The organism is Bradyrhizobium sp. BLXBL-01 (assembly GCF_051853025.1).
GTDB lineage: Bacteria > Pseudomonadota > Alphaproteobacteria > Rhizobiales > Xanthobacteraceae > Bradyrhizobium.
Genome location: NZ_CP182471.1, coordinates 4,906,672 through 4,924,216 on the forward strand (window position 1 = coordinate 4,906,672; position 17,545 = coordinate 4,924,216).

18 protein-coding genes and 1 pseudogene are annotated in these 17,545 nt (G+C 64.4%); 10 read left to right on the forward strand and 9 right to left on the reverse strand.

Features of this window, described 5'->3' with window-relative positions; translation table 11 throughout:
- Nucleotides 1-11: 11 nt before the first annotated feature.
- The 3 genes from ACNJYA_RS23025 to ACNJYA_RS23035 are packed head-to-tail and all read right to left on the reverse strand — an operon-like array spanning nt 12 to nt 1,479.
- Entirely contained in the window at nt 12-650 is a 639-nt protein-coding gene (locus ACNJYA_RS23025) for a TerC family protein (protein WP_260383252.1), read from the reverse strand.
- Entirely contained in the window at nt 647-1,009 is a 363-nt protein-coding gene (locus ACNJYA_RS23030) for a hypothetical protein (RefSeq protein ID WP_172788074.1), read from the reverse strand. Before ACNJYA_RS23030 ends, ACNJYA_RS23025 begins: the two co-directional genes overlap by 4 nt.
- A 2-nt stretch (nt 1,010-1,011) precedes the next feature.
- Complete coding sequence (locus ACNJYA_RS23035) at nt 1,012-1,479, reverse strand: TerB family tellurite resistance protein (protein ID WP_212257349.1); 468 nt, start codon at nt 1,477-1,479, stop codon at nt 1,012-1,014.
- Between the two features lie 356 nt (nt 1,480-1,835).
- On the opposite strand from ACNJYA_RS23035, the gene ACNJYA_RS23040 reads away from it, so the two are divergent.
- From ACNJYA_RS23040 to ACNJYA_RS23055, 4 genes are all read left to right on the forward strand, one after another.
- Nucleotides 1,836-2,663 carry a class II glutamine amidotransferase gene (locus tag ACNJYA_RS23040; protein ID WP_212257608.1) on the forward strand — a complete coding sequence of 276 codons (828 nt, stop codon included), beginning with the start codon at nt 1,836-1,838 and terminating at the stop codon, nt 2,661-2,663.
- Nucleotides 2,664-2,682: 19 nt separating this feature from the next.
- Nucleotides 2,683-3,912 (forward strand): carboxylate-amine ligase, encoded by a 1,230-nt coding sequence (locus tag ACNJYA_RS23045; protein WP_439363406.1) that lies wholly within the window; start codon nt 2,683-2,685, stop codon nt 3,910-3,912.
- A 62-nt stretch (nt 3,913-3,974) separates the two neighbouring features.
- Entirely contained in the window at nt 3,975-4,160 is a 186-nt protein-coding gene (locus tag ACNJYA_RS23050) for a hypothetical protein (protein ID WP_271503512.1), read from the forward strand.
- 336 nt (nt 4,161-4,496) lie between these two features.
- The gene (locus tag ACNJYA_RS23055) at nt 4,497-5,636 is read left to right on the forward strand and encodes a hypothetical protein (protein ID WP_439400770.1); all 1,140 of its coding nucleotides are present in this window, start codon (nt 4,497-4,499) and stop codon (nt 5,634-5,636) included.
- A 2-nt stretch (nt 5,637-5,638) separates the two neighbouring features.
- Here the strand turns inward: ACNJYA_RS23055 and gor are convergent, their stop codons facing one another.
- The 3 genes from gor to rpiA are packed head-to-tail and all read right to left on the reverse strand — an operon-like array spanning nt 5,639 to nt 8,332.
- Nucleotides 5,639-7,027, reverse strand: coding sequence for a glutathione-disulfide reductase (gene gor, locus ACNJYA_RS23060; protein WP_212257345.1), 1,389 nt, complete (start codon nt 7,025-7,027; stop codon nt 5,639-5,641).
- Between the two features lie 46 nt (nt 7,028-7,073).
- Entirely contained in the window at nt 7,074-7,616 is a 543-nt protein-coding gene (locus ACNJYA_RS23065; RefSeq protein ID WP_172788067.1) for a DUF2059 domain-containing protein, read from the reverse strand.
- Nucleotides 7,613-8,332, reverse strand: coding sequence for a ribose-5-phosphate isomerase RpiA (gene rpiA, locus ACNJYA_RS23070; RefSeq protein WP_439400771.1), 720 nt, complete (start codon nt 8,330-8,332; stop codon nt 7,613-7,615). Before rpiA ends, ACNJYA_RS23065 begins: the two co-directional genes overlap by 4 nt.
- Before the next feature lie 171 nt (nt 8,333-8,503).
- On the opposite strand from rpiA, the gene ACNJYA_RS23075 reads away from it, so the two are divergent.
- The 6 genes and pseudogenes from ACNJYA_RS23075 to ACNJYA_RS23100 all read left to right on the forward strand — a co-directional run bounded on the left by ACNJYA_RS23075 (nt 8,504) and on the right by ACNJYA_RS23100 (nt 14,486).
- On the forward strand, nt 8,504-9,193 hold the full coding sequence (locus ACNJYA_RS23075; RefSeq protein WP_212257343.1) for an HAD family hydrolase: 690 nt from the start codon (nt 8,504-8,506) through the stop codon (nt 9,191-9,193).
- Between the two features lie 42 nt (nt 9,194-9,235).
- Nucleotides 9,236-9,501: pseudogene (locus ACNJYA_RS23080) on the forward strand (hypothetical protein); the annotation flags it as partial.
- A 108-nt stretch (nt 9,502-9,609) separates the two neighbouring features.
- Nucleotides 9,610-10,644 carry a GTP 3',8-cyclase MoaA gene (gene moaA / locus ACNJYA_RS23085; RefSeq protein ID WP_172788063.1) on the forward strand — a complete coding sequence of 345 codons (1,035 nt, stop codon included), beginning with the start codon at nt 9,610-9,612 and terminating at the stop codon, nt 10,642-10,644.
- Between the two features lie 296 nt (nt 10,645-10,940).
- Nucleotides 10,941-11,480 (forward strand): TRAP transporter small permease subunit, encoded by a 540-nt coding sequence (locus ACNJYA_RS23090; protein ID WP_172788062.1) that lies wholly within the window; start codon nt 10,941-10,943, stop codon nt 11,478-11,480.
- Nucleotides 11,477-13,078, forward strand: a complete 1,602-nt coding sequence (locus ACNJYA_RS23095) for a TRAP transporter large permease (RefSeq protein ID WP_172788061.1) — start codon at nt 11,477-11,479, stop codon at nt 13,076-13,078. The genes ACNJYA_RS23090 and ACNJYA_RS23095 overlap by 4 nt, the downstream gene beginning before the upstream one ends.
- Nucleotides 13,079-13,196: 118 nt before the next feature.
- A complete protein-coding gene (locus tag ACNJYA_RS23100) occupies nt 13,197-14,486 on the forward strand; it encodes a M20/M25/M40 family metallo-hydrolase (RefSeq protein ID WP_439400772.1) in 1,290 nt (429 codons plus the stop codon).
- Between the two features lie 134 nt (nt 14,487-14,620).
- On the opposite strand, the gene ACNJYA_RS23105 is transcribed toward ACNJYA_RS23100, so the two are convergent.
- The 3 genes from ACNJYA_RS23105 to ACNJYA_RS23115 all read right to left on the reverse strand — a co-directional run bounded on the left by ACNJYA_RS23105 (nt 14,621) and on the right by ACNJYA_RS23115 (nt 17,460).
- Nucleotides 14,621-16,042 (reverse strand): sensor histidine kinase, encoded by a 1,422-nt coding sequence (locus ACNJYA_RS23105; RefSeq protein WP_172788059.1) that lies wholly within the window; start codon nt 16,040-16,042, stop codon nt 14,621-14,623.
- A gap of 1 nt (nt 16,043) precedes the next feature.
- On the reverse strand, nt 16,044-16,718 hold the full coding sequence (locus ACNJYA_RS23110) for a response regulator (RefSeq protein ID WP_439400773.1): 675 nt from the start codon (nt 16,716-16,718) through the stop codon (nt 16,044-16,046).
- Between the two features lie 178 nt (nt 16,719-16,896).
- Nucleotides 16,897-17,460, reverse strand: a complete 564-nt coding sequence (locus ACNJYA_RS23115; RefSeq protein WP_212257339.1) for a MarR family winged helix-turn-helix transcriptional regulator — start codon at nt 17,458-17,460, stop codon at nt 16,897-16,899.
- Between the last annotated feature and the right edge of the window lie 85 nt (nt 17,461-17,545).

The window sequence follows — 17,545 nt, forward strand, 5'->3', positions numbered from 1 at the left end:
AGGCATGCGTCTCAGAGACTCGCGATAACGGGCGCGAGCTCGAGGGAGCCCCGATAGATCATCTCGAAGGCGACGTAAATGATGATGGCAAGGCCGACATAGCCAACCCAGCGATGCTTCTGGAGCACGCGGCCGAGCAGATCGGCGGCGACGCCCATCATCGCGACCGACAGCAACAGGCCGAACACCAGAATGTAGGGATGCTCGCGCGCGGCACCCGCGACTGCGAGCACGTTGTCGAGCGACATCGAGACGTCGGCAGCGACGATCTGCACCGCTGCCTGGCCGAAGGTCTTTCGCTGCACGGGTGCAGCATCCGGGCCGCCGCCATGGCTGAACGCGAGTTGCCGCGAATGCGCGGATTGCTCGCGCAGCTCGCGCCACATCTTCCAGCATACCCAGAGCAGCAGCACGCCGCCGGCGAGCAGCAGGCCGATGACCTGCAGGAGCTGGGTTGCGACGCCGGCGAAGACGATGCGCAGCGCAGTGGCGGCGGCAATACCGACGATGATGGCCCGGCGGCGCTGCCCGGCCGGCAGGCCCGCCGCGGCGAGACCGATGACGACAGCGTTGTCGCCGGCGAGCACGAGGTCGATCAGGATGACTTGGAACAGCGCGGTCAGCGCTTCGGGGGTGATTAATTCTGTCATGTTTGATCATTCTTCGATGCCGACGGATCGAGCCAATGCGGCTTGCGGCGCTCGATCCAGTCGAAGACCCTTGAACGGGAGGAGCGCAGCGCAGGCACATCCTCGGCGAGCAGCGCGAGGCCGAGCGGCAGCATCCAGACGCCGAGTACCGGCAGGAAGGCGAGCACACCGCCGACGACCAGCAGCGCGCCCGAGGGAATCCTGACCCAGCGGCTCGACGGCTTGAGCAGATATGTCACCGTGTCGGCCATGCGCGGCGGCAGGCGGTCGACGAGCTTGGCCAGGCGCGGGTCCCCACCGGCGATCTGGCCGGTGGTGCCCTCGGTTTGCCTGGCGCGCTCGTTCGAAACCGTGCTCATGCTTACTCCTTGGCGGCGGCCTGCAGCTTGGGACCCGCTGCACTTTCCAAGACAGGCTTGGCGCGCGGCAGCACCAGCGTCAGCAAGCGCAGCAATTTGATCGCCTGGACTTCGTGCGGATGCACGTCCTCGTCTGCGGCGGCAACGCGCTCCGACAGCTCCACCAGATGCGACGAGAGCGGCAGGTTCGAAACCGGCCGCAGCGTGTCGATCACGACATTGGCAAAATCCGGCTCATCGAGCCGCTCGGCCAGCTCGTCGAACATCGCACAGAGCCGTTCGTCGGCGATGTGCGGCGCCAGCTTGCGATCCCTGATGAAACGGATCACCTCGTCTCGTTCGACCGGCGAGACGCGCCGGTCGGCAACCGCAACCAGGGCGCCAACGATCACCAACGCGGCCGCGGCCTGCTCGTTCAGGCTGGACGGCTCCGTGATCTCGATCGGATTTGAGGTTTTGGTGTCAGACATCATAGCTCCCTTTGCTTGCGAAATGGCCGCACGGAGCTGCGATGGAGACGAATGGTCGGAGAGAAGGAACAGGGGCCCGACAATCGGCCGATCCATCGCATTCGCGCGGGACAGGTCATCCGACATCACGAGGTTTGCCGACGTCTGTCGGCGTCCTCGCCAGAGGGGCCCGGATTCTTGTTCGCCTCAGAGATAAAGGTGGACCTGTCGGAATCAAGGCGATCCCGCTGCGACCAGCGGCCGCATCGGATTGGCGTTACTGGTTTTGGTTAAGCAGTCCCTTGCATCGGGAACCATGCAGCCGCACCGAGTGTTGGTGCACCTCGCGACACGTCAATCGACTGGCAGGAACCCGCATGTGCCGCTGGATCGCATACCGGGGCGAAACCACCTCGTTCGAGCCTTATGTCACCGAACCCGAGCATTCGCTGATTGCGCAGAGCATCCGCTCGCTTCAGTCCACGGCGGGCTCGAATGGCGACGGCTTTGGTCTCGGCTGGTATGGCGAGCACCCTGAGCCGGGCCTTTATCGCGAGACGCGCCCGGCGTGGTCGGATGAAAACCTGCGCTATCTCTGCCGGCATCTGCGCTCTCATCTGTTCTTCGCCCATGTGCGTGCCGCCACCGGCACAGCCGTGACGCGGCAGAATTGTCATCCCTTTGCCTGCGGACACTGGATGTTCATGCACAACGGATTCGTCGGCAGCTGGAATCGGCTGCGACGCAAGGTCGAGGCGCTGATTCCCGATGCCCATTACCCGTCGCGGCTGGGCACGACCGACTCCGAAGCCGTGTTCCTGGCGATGATGGGGGCCGGTCTCGAGCATGATCCACTCGGCGCGACGCAATCCGTGCTGCAATCCCTCGTCGGCTTGGTCAACGAAGGTGGGCTTCGCGAACGGCTGCGCTTTACCAGCGCGATCGCCAACGGCCGCGACCTCTACGCCTTTCGCGTCTCGGTCAACGATGCCGCCAACACGCTCTACTTCCGCGAAGACGGCGGGCAGGTCATCGTCGTCTCCGAGCCGTTCGACAAGGAATCGAGCTGGGCGGAAGTCCCGCCGAATCACGCCCTGATCGCGCGAGCGTCCGAAGCCGTCAAAATTGTTCCGTTCGATCCTGCAATTTCCAGTACATCGGGTGCGGAACCGGCCACAGTCAGACGGATTATCGCCCGCAGGTAAGTGACTGCGCCGGTGGCCAATGACATTTGCTTCAGACGTTTCAAAGCTGCTGCGCCTCACCCCCTCCGAGGACAGGCAGCACGTCGTCATCCGTTCTGCCGGCGGCGGCGGCAATCCGGCGGAATATTCCTTCGGCATCGAGGAGGAATACTTCCTCGCCGATCGCCGCAGCTTCGAGGTCGCGATCCACACGCCCAACGAGCTGTTCGAATCGGCAAACTGGTCGACCGGCGGCCAGGCCATGCGCGAGATGCTGCAATCGCAGCTCGAGGTCGCAACCAATGTTCATGTCGATGTGAACGATGCGCGCGAGGAGCTGCGCTTCCTGCGGCGCGAGGTCGCGAACGTCGCTGCGCAATACGGCTTCGTGATCATGGCCTCCGGCACGCACCCGAGCGCGGTCTGGCGCATGTCCCAGCCCAGCCCGAAACCGCGCTACGAGGAGATGATCGAGGATCTGCGCAGCATCGGTCACCGCAACATGATGTGCGGCATGCATGTGCACGTGCAGTTGCCGGATCCCGAGAAGCGCATGGCGGTGATGCGGGCGATGCTGCCGCACCTGCCGTTGTTCATCGCGTTGTCGGCGTCCTCACCGTTCTGGAATTCGCACAAGACCGGATTGAAGGGCTACCGCCTCGCGGCCTATTCCGAGCTGCCGCGCACCGGCCTGCCCGAATTGTTCGAGGGCAAGCAGGATTTCGACGCCTATGTCGGCGCGTTGCAGCGCTCCGGCGTGATCCCGGACGAAAGCCACATCTGGTGGGCGATGCGTCCTTCCATGAAGCATCCGACCCTGGAGCTTCGCGCGCCCGACACCTGCACCTTCGTCGACGACGCGATTGCGATTGCCTCGCTCTACCGCTGCCTGACGCGGCATCTCTATCTGCGCCCTCAGCTGTCCCGGGAGGTCACCGCGGTCGAACGCGCGATTGCGGTCGAGAACAAATGGCGCGCCCAGCGCTATGGCACCGACTGCATCTTCGCCTCCAAGGACGGACCGGTGACGATCTCGGAGCTGCTCACTCGCCTGATCGACGATATTGCGGAGGATGCAGCCGCACTGAACTGCCCCGCCGAGATCGAGCATTGCCGAACCATCGTGGAGCGCGGCAGCTCGGCGGAATTCCAGCTTCGCGCCTATCGCGAAAGCGGCGACGACATCGCAGCCGTGTCACAATGGATTGCTACCTCGACGCTGTCCGGAACGAGCGCGCCTGTTCAACGCAGCGCTCCTGCGTCGTCATAGCGCCCGCGCAAGCTTCGGCGACGAAGTTGCCATTCCTGAATTCGCCGATCGTGGAGAAGCACATGAATCGCATCATATCCTGCACCGGCTGCGGCCATGCGCTTGTCCCGATGCTGACGGCCAAAGGCCGCGCCGAGCCGAGCTGCCTCTGGTGCGAAGGCTTCGACGCGCGCGCCTTGGACATGGCGAAATGGGCTGACAGCCCATCCGGCAAGCCCGCGCCGACGCTCCGTCGATCATTCGAGTGAACCGCACCAGACGCTGAGCCGCCGGCGTTTGCCCGTCGCGGCTGCATGCACTTTTGCGGGACATGCCGACAAATTAGACAAGGCAAGCCGCCCTACCCGCCTTGCGGCACGCGCGGACGAGTAAGTCTCGTCAGCGGCACCTATCGTCTAACCCCCCGTGCAATCTCGATTATTTGCGCGCCGCGTGCAGCCGGCGGGCCGACGCGCTGCATCGCGCTCCGACTGGCCTGAAATTCGCAAGATGACATCAAGCCAAGTCCCTGCCCCGCCACGGTGAGGAGCGGCAAGTTACGTGCGCTCGGCTCCGGGATGAATGGCCTCAGATCGGAGAATGCCATGAACGTGCATGCTGCCGGAGATATCAAATTCACCGGTCTCACCCATCCAAACGGCGCCCGGCTGCGCCTCAACGATCAGGACTTCGTGGCGATCGATCGCGACAAGAATGCAAAATTCGAGGCGACCTACCGGCCGCAGGCCCTCTATAACCGCGCCAACGAAGGCTTCCACGCCAACAACGAAACCTTCCTCCTGCACGAAGTCGCGACCAATCTGCCGATCTATCGGCCCGACACCGGCCCCACCGATTTCCATCTGCATCTGCCGCCGGGCGGCTTTCAGCTCGTGCTGGTCACCTCGGGCGCGTTCACCTTCGACTATGACGGCCGCTGGTACAATGTCGGCCCGGGCGCGGTGATGCTGCAAAGCGCGATCGTGCATCGCCAGCTGTTCTACACCTGGTCGGGCCTGTCGACCGAAGAGAATTTGAAGACGCCGCAGACCGTGGTGCCCGATCCGATCTCGATGGGCTATTCCGGCAAATTCCTCGAAGCCTTCATCACCGATCCCACCACCTTTCCGAATCCGACCATTGTCGGTCCGGATCAGATCAACGAGGACGAAACGCCGCGCGTGGCCTGGAGCCATCCGCTGCATGACCGCCCGGCCGATGCCGGCTTCTGGCTTCAGGATCCCCTGGCGCTCGACGCGCTGTTCAAGCCGCTCACCGATGGTTCTGTCAGGTCGGCGATGCCGGTCTACGTGCGCGATATCGGCATCGAGAGTCCGAGCGGGCATCTCGTCACGGGCCACATCATCGCGACCGACCCGCGTGGCCACGCACTCTTGCCGAAGAGCACGTCGGCCGCAGCGGACGCGACCTGTTTTGCGAAGGGCGAGGTCGTGATCTATCGCGTCATTCGCGGCACGGCCCATTTCAAGAAAAAGTCCGGCGAGAGCTTTGAACTCTCCGCCGGCGACGTGGTGACGGCGGGCAAGGATTCCATCACCCTCATCGGCGTCGGCGAAAACACCCAGGTCCTCCGCCTCGGCCTGCTCAAGGGCATGAACGAGCTTCGCAGCTGGACGGCGACGCAGCGCGACGAGATCGACGGCCTCGCCGGCCAGATCATCACGCAAAAGGACGTGCGTCCCCTGCGCACCGAAGGCAAGCCGGTCGGGTATTTGTATAGCTGAGGCTACTCCGCCGCCTGCCGCACGTGCCGTGCGGTCGGGGTGCGCATGGTGACGAGTTCTTCGGCGGCGGTCGGATGCAGCGCGATGGTCGCATCGAAATCGGCCTTGGTCGCCTTCATCTTCACCGCGATCGCGACGGCTTGCGTGATCTCGGCGGCGGCATCGCCGACGATGTGACAGCCGAGCACGCGGTCGGTCGCGCCGTCGACCACGAGCTTCATCAGCACGCGGGTGTCGCGGCCCGACATCGTCGCCTTGATGGGCCGGAACGTCGTCTTGTAGATGTCGACGTGGCTGAATTGCGCGCGCGCCTCGGTTTCCGTCAGGCCGACCGTGCCGACCTCCGGCTGCGAGAACACGGCCGTCGGAATGTTGGCGTGATCGACCTGCACCTCGCGCTTGCCGAATACGGTGTCGGCGAAAGCATGGCCCTCGCGGATCGCGACCGGCGTCAGGTTGAAGCGGTGGGTGACGTCGCCGATGGCATAGATGCTGTTGACCGAGCTCTTGGAAAAATGGTCGACCGCGATGCCGCCGTTCGCCGGATTGATGGCGACGCCGGCATTCTCCAGGCCGAGATTGGCGAGGTTCGGATGGCGGCCGATCGCGAACATCACCTGATCGGAGGCGAGGCTCGAGCCGTTCGACAGGTGCGTGGTGAAGTCCTCGCCGTGACGGTCGACCTTGGTCACGGTGCAGCCGGTGAGGATGGTGATGCCCTGCTTCTCCATCTCGGCTCGGACATGGGTCCGGACATCCTCGTCGAAGCCGCGCAGAATGTTGTCGCCGCGATAGATCACCGTGACGTCGGAGCCGAAGCCGGCGAAGATGCCGGCGAATTCCAGCGCGATATAGCCGCCGCCCTGGATCACGATCCGCTTCGGCAGCTTCTTAAGATGAAACGCCTCGTTGGAGGAGATCACGTGCTCGATGCCGGGGATCGCCGCGCCATGGTTGGGCGCGCCGCCGGTCGCGATCAGGATGTACTTCGCCGTGACCTTCTTGTCGTTTTCGAGCAGGCGGACGGTGTGCTTGTCCTCGATCACCGCGCGGCTCTTGACGATCTGCGCGCCTGATTTCTCGACATTGGCGGTGTAGGCCGCCTCCAGTCGCGCGATCTCCTTGTCCTTGTTGGCGATCAGCGTCGGCCAGTCGAAGCTCGCGGGCGGAACGGTCCAGCCGAAACCGGCGGCGTCCTCGAGCTCCTGACGGACATGCGAGCCGATCACGAACAGCTTCTTCGGCACGCAGCCGCGGATCACGCAGGTGCCGCCCATGCGGTACTCTTCCGCGATCGTGACGCGGGCGCCGTAGCCGGCCGCGATGCGGGCGGCACGGACGCCGCCCGAGCCGCCACCGATGACGAAGAGGTCGACGTCGAATTCAGCCATTGTCCACTCCGACCCCTTTCAAGAAACGCCTTTCAGATAGGTGCGCTCAGATCTCCTTGCCACGCTTGCGCATCTCGGCACGGAAGGCACCCATCACGGTTTCCGAGAAGCTCTGGGCCCAGCTGTTCATGAACGCCATGCTCTGCCCGATCGCGCGCGGCTCGGCATCGATCAGCTTCTTGCCCAACGGCGACTTGTAGAAAGTGACGAGGTCCTTCAGCTCCTGCTCGGTGAACTCGCTGGCATAGATCTGCGCCATGCCTTCGCCGATCTCGTTCTGGCGGCCGTTGAGCTGCTGGGCCACGATCGGGGCCACCTCGTTGAGGTCCTTCTGGTAATTCAGGTTCTGCTGGATCAGCGCACCCTTGGTCTTCTCGACCATGCCCGGCACGGCGCCCGCATACATTCCGGCGGCGTTCTTGATCTGCAAGATCTCCTTGGCCGCCGCAATTGCCGCGGGCGAGGCCTTTGGCTGGGCCGGCGCCGCGGGAGCCTTCTGGCCCGCCTGCTGGGCCACGGCCGGGGCGGCCGAAACGGCCAATCCCGCAGCGAGAGCCGCAGCCGGCAAGAATTTCAACACGCTCTTCATTCCTGGTCTCCTTTCGGCTTGCGCCGTTCAATCACGCGAATTCCGTCGCCGCCCGCCAGGACGGCCGAGCTGGCCAAACCGATGAACAGCCCGTGCTCGACCACGCCGGGAATGGCGCTCAACGCCTTGGCGAGACCGGGGGGATCCGCAATACGTCCGAGCTGGGCATCGACGATCCAGTGGCCGCCATCGGTGACGAAAACGTGGCCGTCCTTGGCCTTGCGGACCGCCATTTCCCCGGAAACGCCGCATTCGGCAAATGCCTTTTCGATCGCGCGGCGCGTCGCACCGAGCCCGAAGGGGATGACCTCGACCGGCAGCGGAAACTTGCCGAGCGTCGGCACCCATTTGCTGTCGTCGGCAATCACGATCATGCGATCCGAGGCGGCCGCCACGATCTTCTCGCGCAAGAGCGCACCGCCGCCGCCCTTGATCAGATTGAGCTCGGCATCGATCTCGTCGGCGCCGTCGATCGTGAGGTCGAGATGGTCGATCTCATCCAGCGTCGTCAGCTTCACGCCGCAGCGTTCCGCATCAGCGCGCGTCGCCTCGGAGGTCGGCACGCCGATCACCTCGAGCCCGGCGGCGACGCGCTCGCCGAGCAGCTCGACGAAATGCTTGGCGGTCGAGCCGGTGCCGAGCCCGAGCTGCATGCCGTCGCGCACCTCCTCCAGCGCACGCGCCGCAGCCTGCCGCTTCAACTGGTCCATGTTCACGTGTGCGCCTGCCTTGTGAAGTCTCGAAGGTGCGGCCGATTCCGGCCGCTTTCGGCGGCCTATGTAGCCTCGTTTTTTCCCGGAGAACAGGGTCTGGGAACAGGACTATAAGGTGATCTTATGGGCCCGCCCCTTGCGCGGATATGACCGGGCCGGTAGCGCTTGGGAATCATGACCTCCTTCAAGACGACTTCCCCGCACACCATCGTCTTCGATCTCGACGGCACGCTGGTGGATACGGCGCCCGACCTGATCACCGCCCTGAACTACGTGCTCGACCGCGAAGGCCTGCCGCCGGTGCCGATGGCCTCGGCCCGCAACATGATCGGCGCCGGCGCCCGCAAGCTGATCGAGCGAGGGCTGGAAGCGGAGGGCCGCACCGTCACGCCCGCGGACATGGACCGGATGACCGCCGATTTCATCGCCTATTACGCCGACCATATCGCGGTGGAATCCCGCCCCTTCGAGGGGCTCGAGGCCGCGCTCGACCAGTTTTCGGCAGAAGGCCATCGCCTCGCGGTCTGCACCAACAAGCTGGAATGGCTGTCCAAGCGCCTGCTCGACCAGCTCGACCTCAGCCGCCGCTTCGCGGCGATCTGCGGCGCAGATACGTTTGGCGTCCAGAAGCCCGATCCGACCATTTTTCGCGAGACCGTGGCCCGGGCCGGAGGGGACGTGAAGGCCAGCATCATGGTCGGCGATGCCGGAACCGATGTCGGCGTCGCCCGGCGCGCCGGCGTGCCCGTGATCGGGGTCAGCTTCGGCTACACCGACGTGCCGATCGCCGAGCTGAAGCCCGACCGGCTGATCCATCACATGCGCGACCTGCCGGCGGCCGCAATCAGCCTGATGAGCGCTTAACCCACCGCAAGCCGCTGATTTGTTTGATATATTCACAGGATCACCGTCGCTTTCGCGCTTCCCAAGTACCAGCCGACCAGCGTGCCAGTGAACGTGATCAAGAATCCCGGCGATTTCACCACGCCCGCCTCGATCACCACCGTTCCGAACCCGGTGTTTGCGGAACTCCAGCCGGCCGTGCCGCCGAAGCCGGTCCGCAAGCCGCACCGGCCAAAGAAACCGCAGCCGGCCGCGCCCGCCGCGGCGCCGGCCAATGCTGCACCCGCACCGAGCTCCCCTTCCCCGATCTGAATGGAGGCAAGCGCTGAGTTACGTATACCAATCGATTGTCCTAGCCGCGTCCGATGCTTAGATTGCTTCGACCGCACCTTTGAAGCAAAGGTGCGCCCGTCGCCGTAAGGGACAAGGCATTTGCTATGAACGGACTTCCTGCGAGCCCCCGCGCCGCGCTGTCGAGCGCGATGACCGATCCGTTCGGGCGGACCATCACTTACTTGCGCGTCTCCGTCACCGACCGCTGCGACCTGCGCTGCTTTTACTGCATGTCGGAAGACATGACGTTCCTGCCCAAGGCCGATCTCCTGACGCTCGAGGAACTCGATCGGCTTTGCACGGCCTTCATCGCCAAGGGCGTGAAGAAGCTGCGCCTCACCGGCGGCGAGCCCTTGGTCCGCCGCAACGTCATGACGCTGGTCCGCTCGCTGTCGCGGCACCTGTCGAGCGGCGCGTTGAACGAGCTGACGCTGACCACCAACGGCACCCAGCTTGCGAAGCACGCGCAGGAACTCGCCGATTGCGGCGTCCGCCGGATCAACGTCTCGCTCGACACGCTCGATCCGCAGAAGTTTCGCGAGATCACCCGCTGGGGCGAGATCGACAAGGTGCTGGAAGGCATCGAGGCCGCGCGCGCCGCGGGGCTTGCCGTCAAGATCAACGCCGTCGCGCTGAAGAACCTCAACGAGGACGAACTGCCCGAACTGATGCGCTGGGCCCACGGCAAGGGCATGGGCCTGACGCTGATCGAGGTGATGCCCATGGGCGAGATCGGCTCGGGCCGGATCGACCAATACCTGCCGCTGTCGCTGGTACGCGCCCGCCTCGCCCAGCAATTCACGCTGACGGATCTGGCCGAGAGCACCGGCGGACCGGCGCGCTATGTCAGCGTCGCCGAGACCGGCGGCAAGCTCGGCTTCATCACGCCGATGACCCATAATTTTTGCGAATCCTGCAACCGGGTGCGCATCACCTGCACGGGAACGCTGCACACCTGCCTCGGCCACGAGGATGCCTCGGACTTGCGCAAACCTCTGCGTGCATCCGGCGACGACCTGTTGCTTGCGGATGCGATCGACCGCGCCATCGGGCTGAAGCCCAAGGGTCATGATTTCATCATCGACCGCCGCCACGACCGCCCCAGCGTCTCCAGGCACATGAGCGTGACGGGCGGCTGAAAGCGTGCCCCGCGCCTCGCTAACCTAAGCTTTTGACGGCGCGTCAATTTGTCCATTTTCCGATTGACGGCACGCCAAGCCGCTGGTTTGGTGCGACCGCCTTTGCTTGCCCGGCAACATAAGCCGGCCCGCCCGTCGGCGGTCGCGGTCAAGACGGCAAGGCGCGAGGGGAGGACTGACGCTGCAATCGCTTCGGAATATGATCCGTGCGGTCGTGTGCTTTTTCTGCATGCGAGCCGAGCGATGCATGTTGAAGCCTGCCGTGAAGTATTAGGCCGCGACGGAGAGAGAGTAAGATGCGTCCATTGCTGGCGCTGAGTAACGCCATCGACACCCTCAACGAAAAAATTGGGTACGTCTGTAACCTGCTCGTGCTCCTGGCATGCCTGGTCAGCGCGGCCAACGCCATGATCCGCTACGCCTTCAACGACTCCTCGAACGGCTGGCTGGAGCTGCAATGGTACATGTTCGCCATTCTCGTGATGTTCGGCTCGGCCTACACCTTCAAGCGCAATGAGCATGTGCGGGTCGAGATCTTCTATCTGACCCTGTCCGAGCGCGGCCAGCTCTGGCTCGACATGATCGGCACCCTGTTCTTTCTCATTCCCTCCTGTCTGCTGCTTGCCTATCTGTCCTGGCCGTTCTTCATGCAGGCCTATAGCGTCGGCGAGATGTCGGCCAATGCCGGCGGCCTCATCCGCTGGCCGATCAAGTTCGTGATCCCCGCCGGCTTCGTGATGCTGGCGATCCAGGGTGTTTCCGAGGTCATCAAGCGTATCGCGGCTCTCCAGGGCTATGTGACGATCGACGCCAAGTACGAGAGGCCGACCCAATGATTACGCTGGAGATGATGCCGCCGCTGATGTTCGGCGGCCTGGTTCTGGCGATGCTGATCGGCTTCCCCGTGGCATTCACGCTCGCCGCGGTCGGTCTCTCCTTCGGCTTCCTCGCCATCCATCTGGGCTTCTTCGACCTCAACTTCCTCCAGGCCATTCCCGGCCGCGTGTTCGGCAGCGTGCTCTCCAACGAGCTCCTGCTCGCGATCCCGTTCTTCACGTTCATGGGCGCCATATTGGAGAGATGCGGCCTCGCCGAGGATATGCTGGATTCGATGGGCCAGTTGTTCGGCCCGGTCCGCGGCGGCCTCGGCTATTCCGTGATCATCGTCGGCTTCATCCTCGGCGCCATCACCGGCACGGTGGCGGCGCAGGTGATCGCCATGGCGCTGATCTCGATGCCGGTGATGATCCGCTACGGCTATAACATGCGCTACATCACCGGCGTGTTGGCGGCGTCCGGCACCATCACGCAGCTGGTGCCGCCCTCGCTGGTGCTGATCGTGCTCGCCGACCAGCTCGGCAAGTCGGTCGGCGACATGTATCTCGGCGCCTGGGGCCCCTCGGTGTTTCAGATCGTTCTGTTCGCCGGCTACACCTTCGTCCTCGGCCTGATCAAGCCAAGCCATGTGCCGGCGGTGCCGCTGGAGGCGCGCACGCTGACCGGCTGGGCGCTGTGGAAGAAGTGCCTGATGGGCATCATCCCCTCGGCCGTGCTGATCTTCGTCGTGCTCGGCACCATGATGATGGGTCTGGCGACGCCGACGGAAGCCGGCGCGATGGGCGCCGTCGGCGCCATCGTGCTCGCCGCGATCCACCACAAGGACTTCTCCTCGACCGACAACAAGATCTTGATCATCGGCGTGATCGCGGCCGGCATCGGCACCATCGTCGCGATCCTGTTCAGCGAGAATCTGATCTTCAAGATCGCCTTCGCGCTGACCTATCTGGCAATCGTGTGGATCTGCATTCGGGCCGCGCGCATTCCCGACCTGCGCGACCTGATCACGCAGGGCTACCAGTCCACCATGCGCCTCACCTGCATGGTCACCTTCATCCTGATCGGGTCGACCTGCTTCTCGGTGGTATTTCTCGGCGTCTCCGGCGGCGTCTGGCTCGAGCATCTCCTGACCTCGCTGCCCGGCGGCGTCTGGGGCTTCCTGATCTTCATCAATCTCTTCATCTTCTTCCTGGCGTTCTTCCTCGACTTCTTCGAGATCGCCTTCATCATCCTGCCGATGATCGCGCCGATCGCGCAGAAGATCCTCGCGCCGGTGGTGGGACCGGACGCCGCGCTGATCTGGTTCGGCGTGATGATCTGCGTCAACATGCAGACTTCGTTCCTGCATCCGCCGTTCGGCTTCGCGCTTTTCTACCTGCGCGGGGTCGCGCCGAAGGAAGTGAAGAGCTCCGACATCTACTGGGGCGCCGTGCCCTGGATCGGCTTGCAGATGATCATGGTGCTGCTGGTGATCATCTTCCCGTCCGTGGTGACGGGCCTGCTCGACAAGCCGCTCAACGTCGATCTCGACAAGGTCAAGATCGAGGTGCCGCAGATCGAGCTGCCGCCGCTGGATCTCGGCCCGCCGCAGAAGTAGCGGGAACGAGGCTCGCCGTCATGCTCCGCTGAAGCGGCGCATGACGCGCCTCGGCGCGTGACAAGCACCGGAATCGGAGGCATACCGGGCCGTCCCCAACCTCCATGGATGGCCGCGCATGCCCCGATCGCACCCTGTTCCCTCGCTCGTCGCTCCGTTGCTCGCCTCGCTCTGGCTGGCAGGTGCCGCAACGATGGTGCACGCCGAGCCGGTCGCCGAAGTCCAGATGCTGGCGCAAAAGGAGCAGCAGCCGCTGCTCGACACGCTGCGCGATCTCGTCAATATCGAATCCGGCAGCAAGGACCTCGAAGGCCTGAACCAGATCGCCGAGCGCATTGCCGGTCAGCTCAAGCAGCTCGGCGGCACGGTGGAGATCCTCCAACCCACCGACATCTATCGCCTCGACGACACCCCTGAGAAGATCGGACCGGCCGTCCACGCCGTGTTCAAGGGCACGGGGACCAGGAAGATCATGCTGATTGCCCACATGGACACGGTGTACCTGAAGGGCATGCTGAAGGACCAGCCGTTCCGCCTCGACGGCGACAAGGCTTACGGCCTCGGCATCGCCGACGACAAGCAGGGCGTCGCGCTCATTCTCCATACCGTGGCATTGCTGCAGAAGCTGAACTTCAGGGATTACGGCACGCTCACGGTGCTCACGAACGGCGACGAGGAGATCTCCTCGCCCGGCTGGCGCAGCACCATCACCAAGCTCGCATCGGACCAGGACGTGGTGTTCTCGTTCGAGGGCGGCGGCACCGACGGCACGCTGCGCCTCGCCACCAGCGGCATCGGCTCGGCCTATCTCAGCGTGCAAGGCAAGTCGTCACATGCTGGGGCACGGCCGGAGGGCGGCGTGAATGCGCTGTACGAGCTCTCGCACCAGGTGCTGCAGATGAAGGACTTGTCCAAGCCCGAGCAGGGCCTGAAGCTGAACTGGACGGTGTCCAAGTCCGGCACCAACCGCAACGTGATCCCTGCCGAGGCCACCGCCCAGGCCGACGCACGCGCGCTCAAGGTGTCCGACTTCGACGAGCTGCAAAAGGCGCTGCAGGACAAGATCAAGAATCGCCTGCTGCCCGATTCCAGGGTCGACCTGAAATTCGAGGTGCGCCGCCCGCCGCTCGAAGCCAGCGAGGCCTCGCGCCGCGTGGCGGCCCATGGCAAGACGATCTATGGGGAGATTGGACTATCCCTCAAGGTCGATGAGAAGGCGACCGGCGGCGGCACCGACGCGGCTTTTGCCGCGCTGCAGTCCAAAGGCGCCGTGGTGGAAGGCATGGGCCTGTCGGGCTTCGGCGCGCACTCCAACGATGCCGAATATGTGCAGGTCAACAGCATCGTGCCGCGGCTCTATCTGGCGACGCGGATGATCATGGACCTGTCCACGGGCAAGCTGAAATAGCGGCTGCGCTTCTTTCCTTCTCCCCCTTGTGGGAGAAGATGGCGCGAACGCAGTTCGCGCCGGATGAGGGGTCTCTCTCCGCGCATTCAATCGAGAGTGAGACTCGCGGAGAGAACCCCTCACCCGTCTCGCCGCTAACGCGGCGCGCCACCCTCTCCCACAAGGGGAGAGGGTGCAGCGTCACTGCCGCGCCAGTTCTTCTCAACAGGCTTTGGCGCATCCGCCAGCCGAAACCGCAGCGTGAACTCTGCACCGCCGCCGGGGAGGTTCTCCACCGCGACCGTGGCGGCGTGATCATCGGCCACGGCGCGCACGATCGAGAGGCCCAGTCCCGCGCCGTCGCTGCGCCGGCGATCGGCGCGCCAGAAGCGCTGGAAGATCAGATCGCGCTCAGCCTCCGCGACCCCGGGACCGCAATCGCGCACGTGCACCGAGCCGTCCTCGCCCACCTCGACGTCGACCGCGGTGTCCGTTGCGGTGAACTTGATGGCGTTTTCGGCGAGGTTGAAAACCGCGCGCTGCAGCATCTCCGAATTGCCGTGGATCAGCACCGGCGCATGAGTGCCCTTCAGCGCGATGTCCTTGCGTTGCGCGATCGCGAACGGGGCGATCGAGCCGACCACCTCGGCACAGACGGCGCGCAAATCCGCGGTCTCCCCGGGATCGAGCACAAGGGTGTCGAGCTCGGCGATCTCCAGCAGCTGGGCGACGATCCGGCTCATGGCCTCGATGTCGGCATGCAGCGCCTGCCGTTCGGCGCCGTCGCCAAGCGTCTCGATCCGCGTCCGCAGGATCGCGAGCGGCGTGCGCAATTGATGCGCGGCATCCGCCGTGAACTGCCGCTGCACGCGAAAGCCGCCCTCGAGGCGGTCGAGCGCCTGGTTCACGGCGGTGACGAGCGGCACGATCTCGCGCGGAATCCGCGCCGTCGGCAGCCGGATGTCGGTGCGCGCGGGGCCGATATTGCTGGCCTCCTGCGATGCCTTCCACAGCGGCGCGATGGCGCGGCGGAAGATGATGATGTCGGTGGCAAGCAGGACCAGGAGGATGGGAATGGTGATCCACCCGACCCGCCGGAAGAAGTTCGAGACGATGTCGTCGATGATGACGTCGCGGTGCGCGAGGTCCTCGGCAACCTGGATGCGCACCGTCTTGCCGGCAATATCCCGGCTGACGCCCGCGCCCGAGATGGTCTCGGAAAAACGTGGCGCCGCCGCCGCGGCGGTGCGCCGGTGCGAGGAGAACAGCAACCGGCCGTCGGAATCGCGAATGTCGAACTGATAGCGGCCGTAAGCGTCCGAATAGAGCCCCTTGAGGCTGTCGGGCAGGTTGAAGGTCAACGTGCCATCCGGCTGCGCGACGATGCGCTCCGCCAGCACCTCGGCTTGCGCGCGCATGGCATCGCGATGCAGCTGGTCGATCTCGGAGTTGAGTAGCCAGAACAACACCAGCGGCAGGAAGATCGCGACCACCGCGACCGCGACAATGTGCAGGAACACGATGCGCGAGATCAGCGATTTGAACGTCAGCGATCCGGCACGGCCCGCGGCGGGCACGCTATTTCTCCTCGGTCATGAGATAGCCGACGCCACGGATGGTGTGGATCACGACCTTGGCGCCGTGCTCGGCCAGCTGCTTGCGCAGCCGCGACACATAGACCTCGATCGCGTTGGAGGCGACCTCGCCTTCGAGACCGAAGATGTGGTCCTCGACGTTCTTCTTCGGTACCACCCGCCCCTGCCGGCGTAGCAGGATCTCGAGCACTGAGGTCTCGCGCGCGGAGATGATCCGCGGCTGGTCGTCGACGAAGATCTGACGGCTCTCGGTGTCGTAGACGAGGTTGGCGAGACTGAGCGAACGGCCGAGCAACTGGCCGGGACGGCGCAGGATGGCCTCGAGCCGCGCCACCAGCTCCTCCATCGCGAACGGCTTTACGAGATAGTCGTCGGCACCGCTACGCAGGCCGCTGACGCGGTCCTGCACCCCCCCGCGCGCGGTCAGCACCAGCACCGGCAGCGGCTCCATCTTGAGGCGCAGCTCGCGCAGCACCGACAGGCCGTCACCGTCGGGCAGGCCGAGGTCGAGGATCATCGCAGCATAGCTCACGCTGCTCAGCGCCTCGCGCGCCTCGGCTGCGCTGCCCACGATGTCGCTCTCATAGCCGGCCGTCGCCAGCCCGCCGGCAACGAGCCGCGACAGCTCGGCATTGTCCTCGACGATCAGAAGGCGCATCCTAGTCCCGACGAATACCCAAGGTCACCGCACAGCATCTTCGCTCTCTTCCACCATTCCGGCCACCTCGGCCAGCGAAAAGTGCCCGACCAGGCTGGCCGCCTGTCAGGTTCGTGTAAGACAATCAACCCCGGGGCAATCCATCCTGCCTGACAGGCACCGTGAGCACCTGAGCTTTCTAGCTCCGCCCCTCGAAATAGGTGCACAGCAAGGTCGTCTCCTTCTCCCTGATGGGTTTTCGAAAGAGCCGGCACTTGAAGCTACGCTCCTTCCCCGCTCCGCTCTCGATCAGGAACACGCATTGGCTGCAAACGTCGGCACGGTGACGGCGCTTGCCAGCATCGAGCCCATCCAGAACGTGGCGAAGCGTATCGCGCAACCGCGATCGATCGGGCAGTTCGAGGGACACGAGTTGATCCCGCAGGGCGTTGATGGGGTCACGCTCCAGGAACCTCTCCCCTTCACCTGTGATGCACAGCGCAATCGAGCGCTTGTCCTCTGCTGATGGTTTGCGGACCATCAATCCCTTGCTCTGCAGCACGGCGGCGATCTGCGATGCGACGCTGCGGGTCGTGCCAAGGAAGCTCGCAAGAGCAGTCGGCGTCCGCGAAAACCTGTTTGCGCGGGCGAGAAACCGCAACGCCATCCATTCCCGATCGCTCAGACCCGATAAAGTCTCTTCAAAGAGCCAGGTGTCGGCCGATTGTATCAGCAGTTGTACGATTTCAATTGCCAGTCTCATTGAGAGATCCCACGGGAAACGGCCGCCCTGGCACCTCGATCAACGATCGAACGCCGCCGTGTTCGGTGAAAGATGCATTCCCGTC

What these genes read in the sequence shown, in the direction of transcription:
- ACNJYA_RS23055 (WP_439400770.1), top strand. Translation starts at nt 4,497, where the DNA reads ATGAACGTGCATGCTGCCGGAGATATCAAATTCACCGGTCTCACCCAT.
- ACNJYA_RS23090 (WP_172788062.1), top strand. Translation starts at nt 10,941, where the DNA reads ATGCGTCCATTGCTGGCGCTGAGTAACGCCATCGACACCCTCAACGAA.
- ACNJYA_RS23045 (WP_439363406.1), top strand. Translation starts at nt 2,683, where the DNA reads ATGACATTTGCTTCAGACGTTTCAAAGCTGCTGCGCCTCACCCCCTCC.
- ACNJYA_RS23065 (WP_172788067.1), bottom strand. Translation starts at nt 7,616, where the DNA reads ATGAAGAGCGTGTTGAAATTCTTGCCGGCTGCGGCTCTCGCTGCGGGA.
- ACNJYA_RS23110 (WP_439400773.1), bottom strand. Translation starts at nt 16,718, where the DNA reads ATGCGCCTTCTGATCGTCGAGGACAATGCCGAGCTGTCGCGGCTCGTT.
- ACNJYA_RS23035 (WP_212257349.1), bottom strand. Translation starts at nt 1,479, where the DNA reads ATGTCTGACACCAAAACCTCAAATCCGATCGAGATCACGGAGCCGTCC.
- ACNJYA_RS23075 (WP_212257343.1), top strand. Translation starts at nt 8,504, where the DNA reads ATGACCTCCTTCAAGACGACTTCCCCGCACACCATCGTCTTCGATCTC.
- ACNJYA_RS23115 (WP_212257339.1), bottom strand. Translation starts at nt 17,460, where the DNA reads ATGAGACTGGCAATTGAAATCGTACAACTGCTGATACAATCGGCCGAC.
- ACNJYA_RS23025 (WP_260383252.1), bottom strand. Translation starts at nt 650, where the DNA reads ATGACAGAATTAATCACCCCCGAAGCGCTGACCGCGCTGTTCCAAGTC.
- ACNJYA_RS23030 (WP_172788074.1), bottom strand. Translation starts at nt 1,009, where the DNA reads ATGAGCACGGTTTCGAACGAGCGCGCCAGGCAAACCGAGGGCACCACC.
- ACNJYA_RS23100 (WP_439400772.1), top strand. Translation starts at nt 13,197, where the DNA reads ATGCCCCGATCGCACCCTGTTCCCTCGCTCGTCGCTCCGTTGCTCGCC.
- gor (WP_212257345.1), bottom strand. Translation starts at nt 7,027, where the DNA reads ATGGCTGAATTCGACGTCGACCTCTTCGTCATCGGTGGCGGCTCGGGC.
- moaA (WP_172788063.1), top strand. Translation starts at nt 9,610, where the DNA reads ATGAACGGACTTCCTGCGAGCCCCCGCGCCGCGCTGTCGAGCGCGATG.
- ACNJYA_RS23050 (WP_271503512.1), top strand. Translation starts at nt 3,975, where the DNA reads ATGAATCGCATCATATCCTGCACCGGCTGCGGCCATGCGCTTGTCCCG.
- ACNJYA_RS23095 (WP_172788061.1), top strand. Translation starts at nt 11,477, where the DNA reads ATGATTACGCTGGAGATGATGCCGCCGCTGATGTTCGGCGGCCTGGTT.
- ACNJYA_RS23040 (WP_212257608.1), top strand. Translation starts at nt 1,836, where the DNA reads ATGTGCCGCTGGATCGCATACCGGGGCGAAACCACCTCGTTCGAGCCT.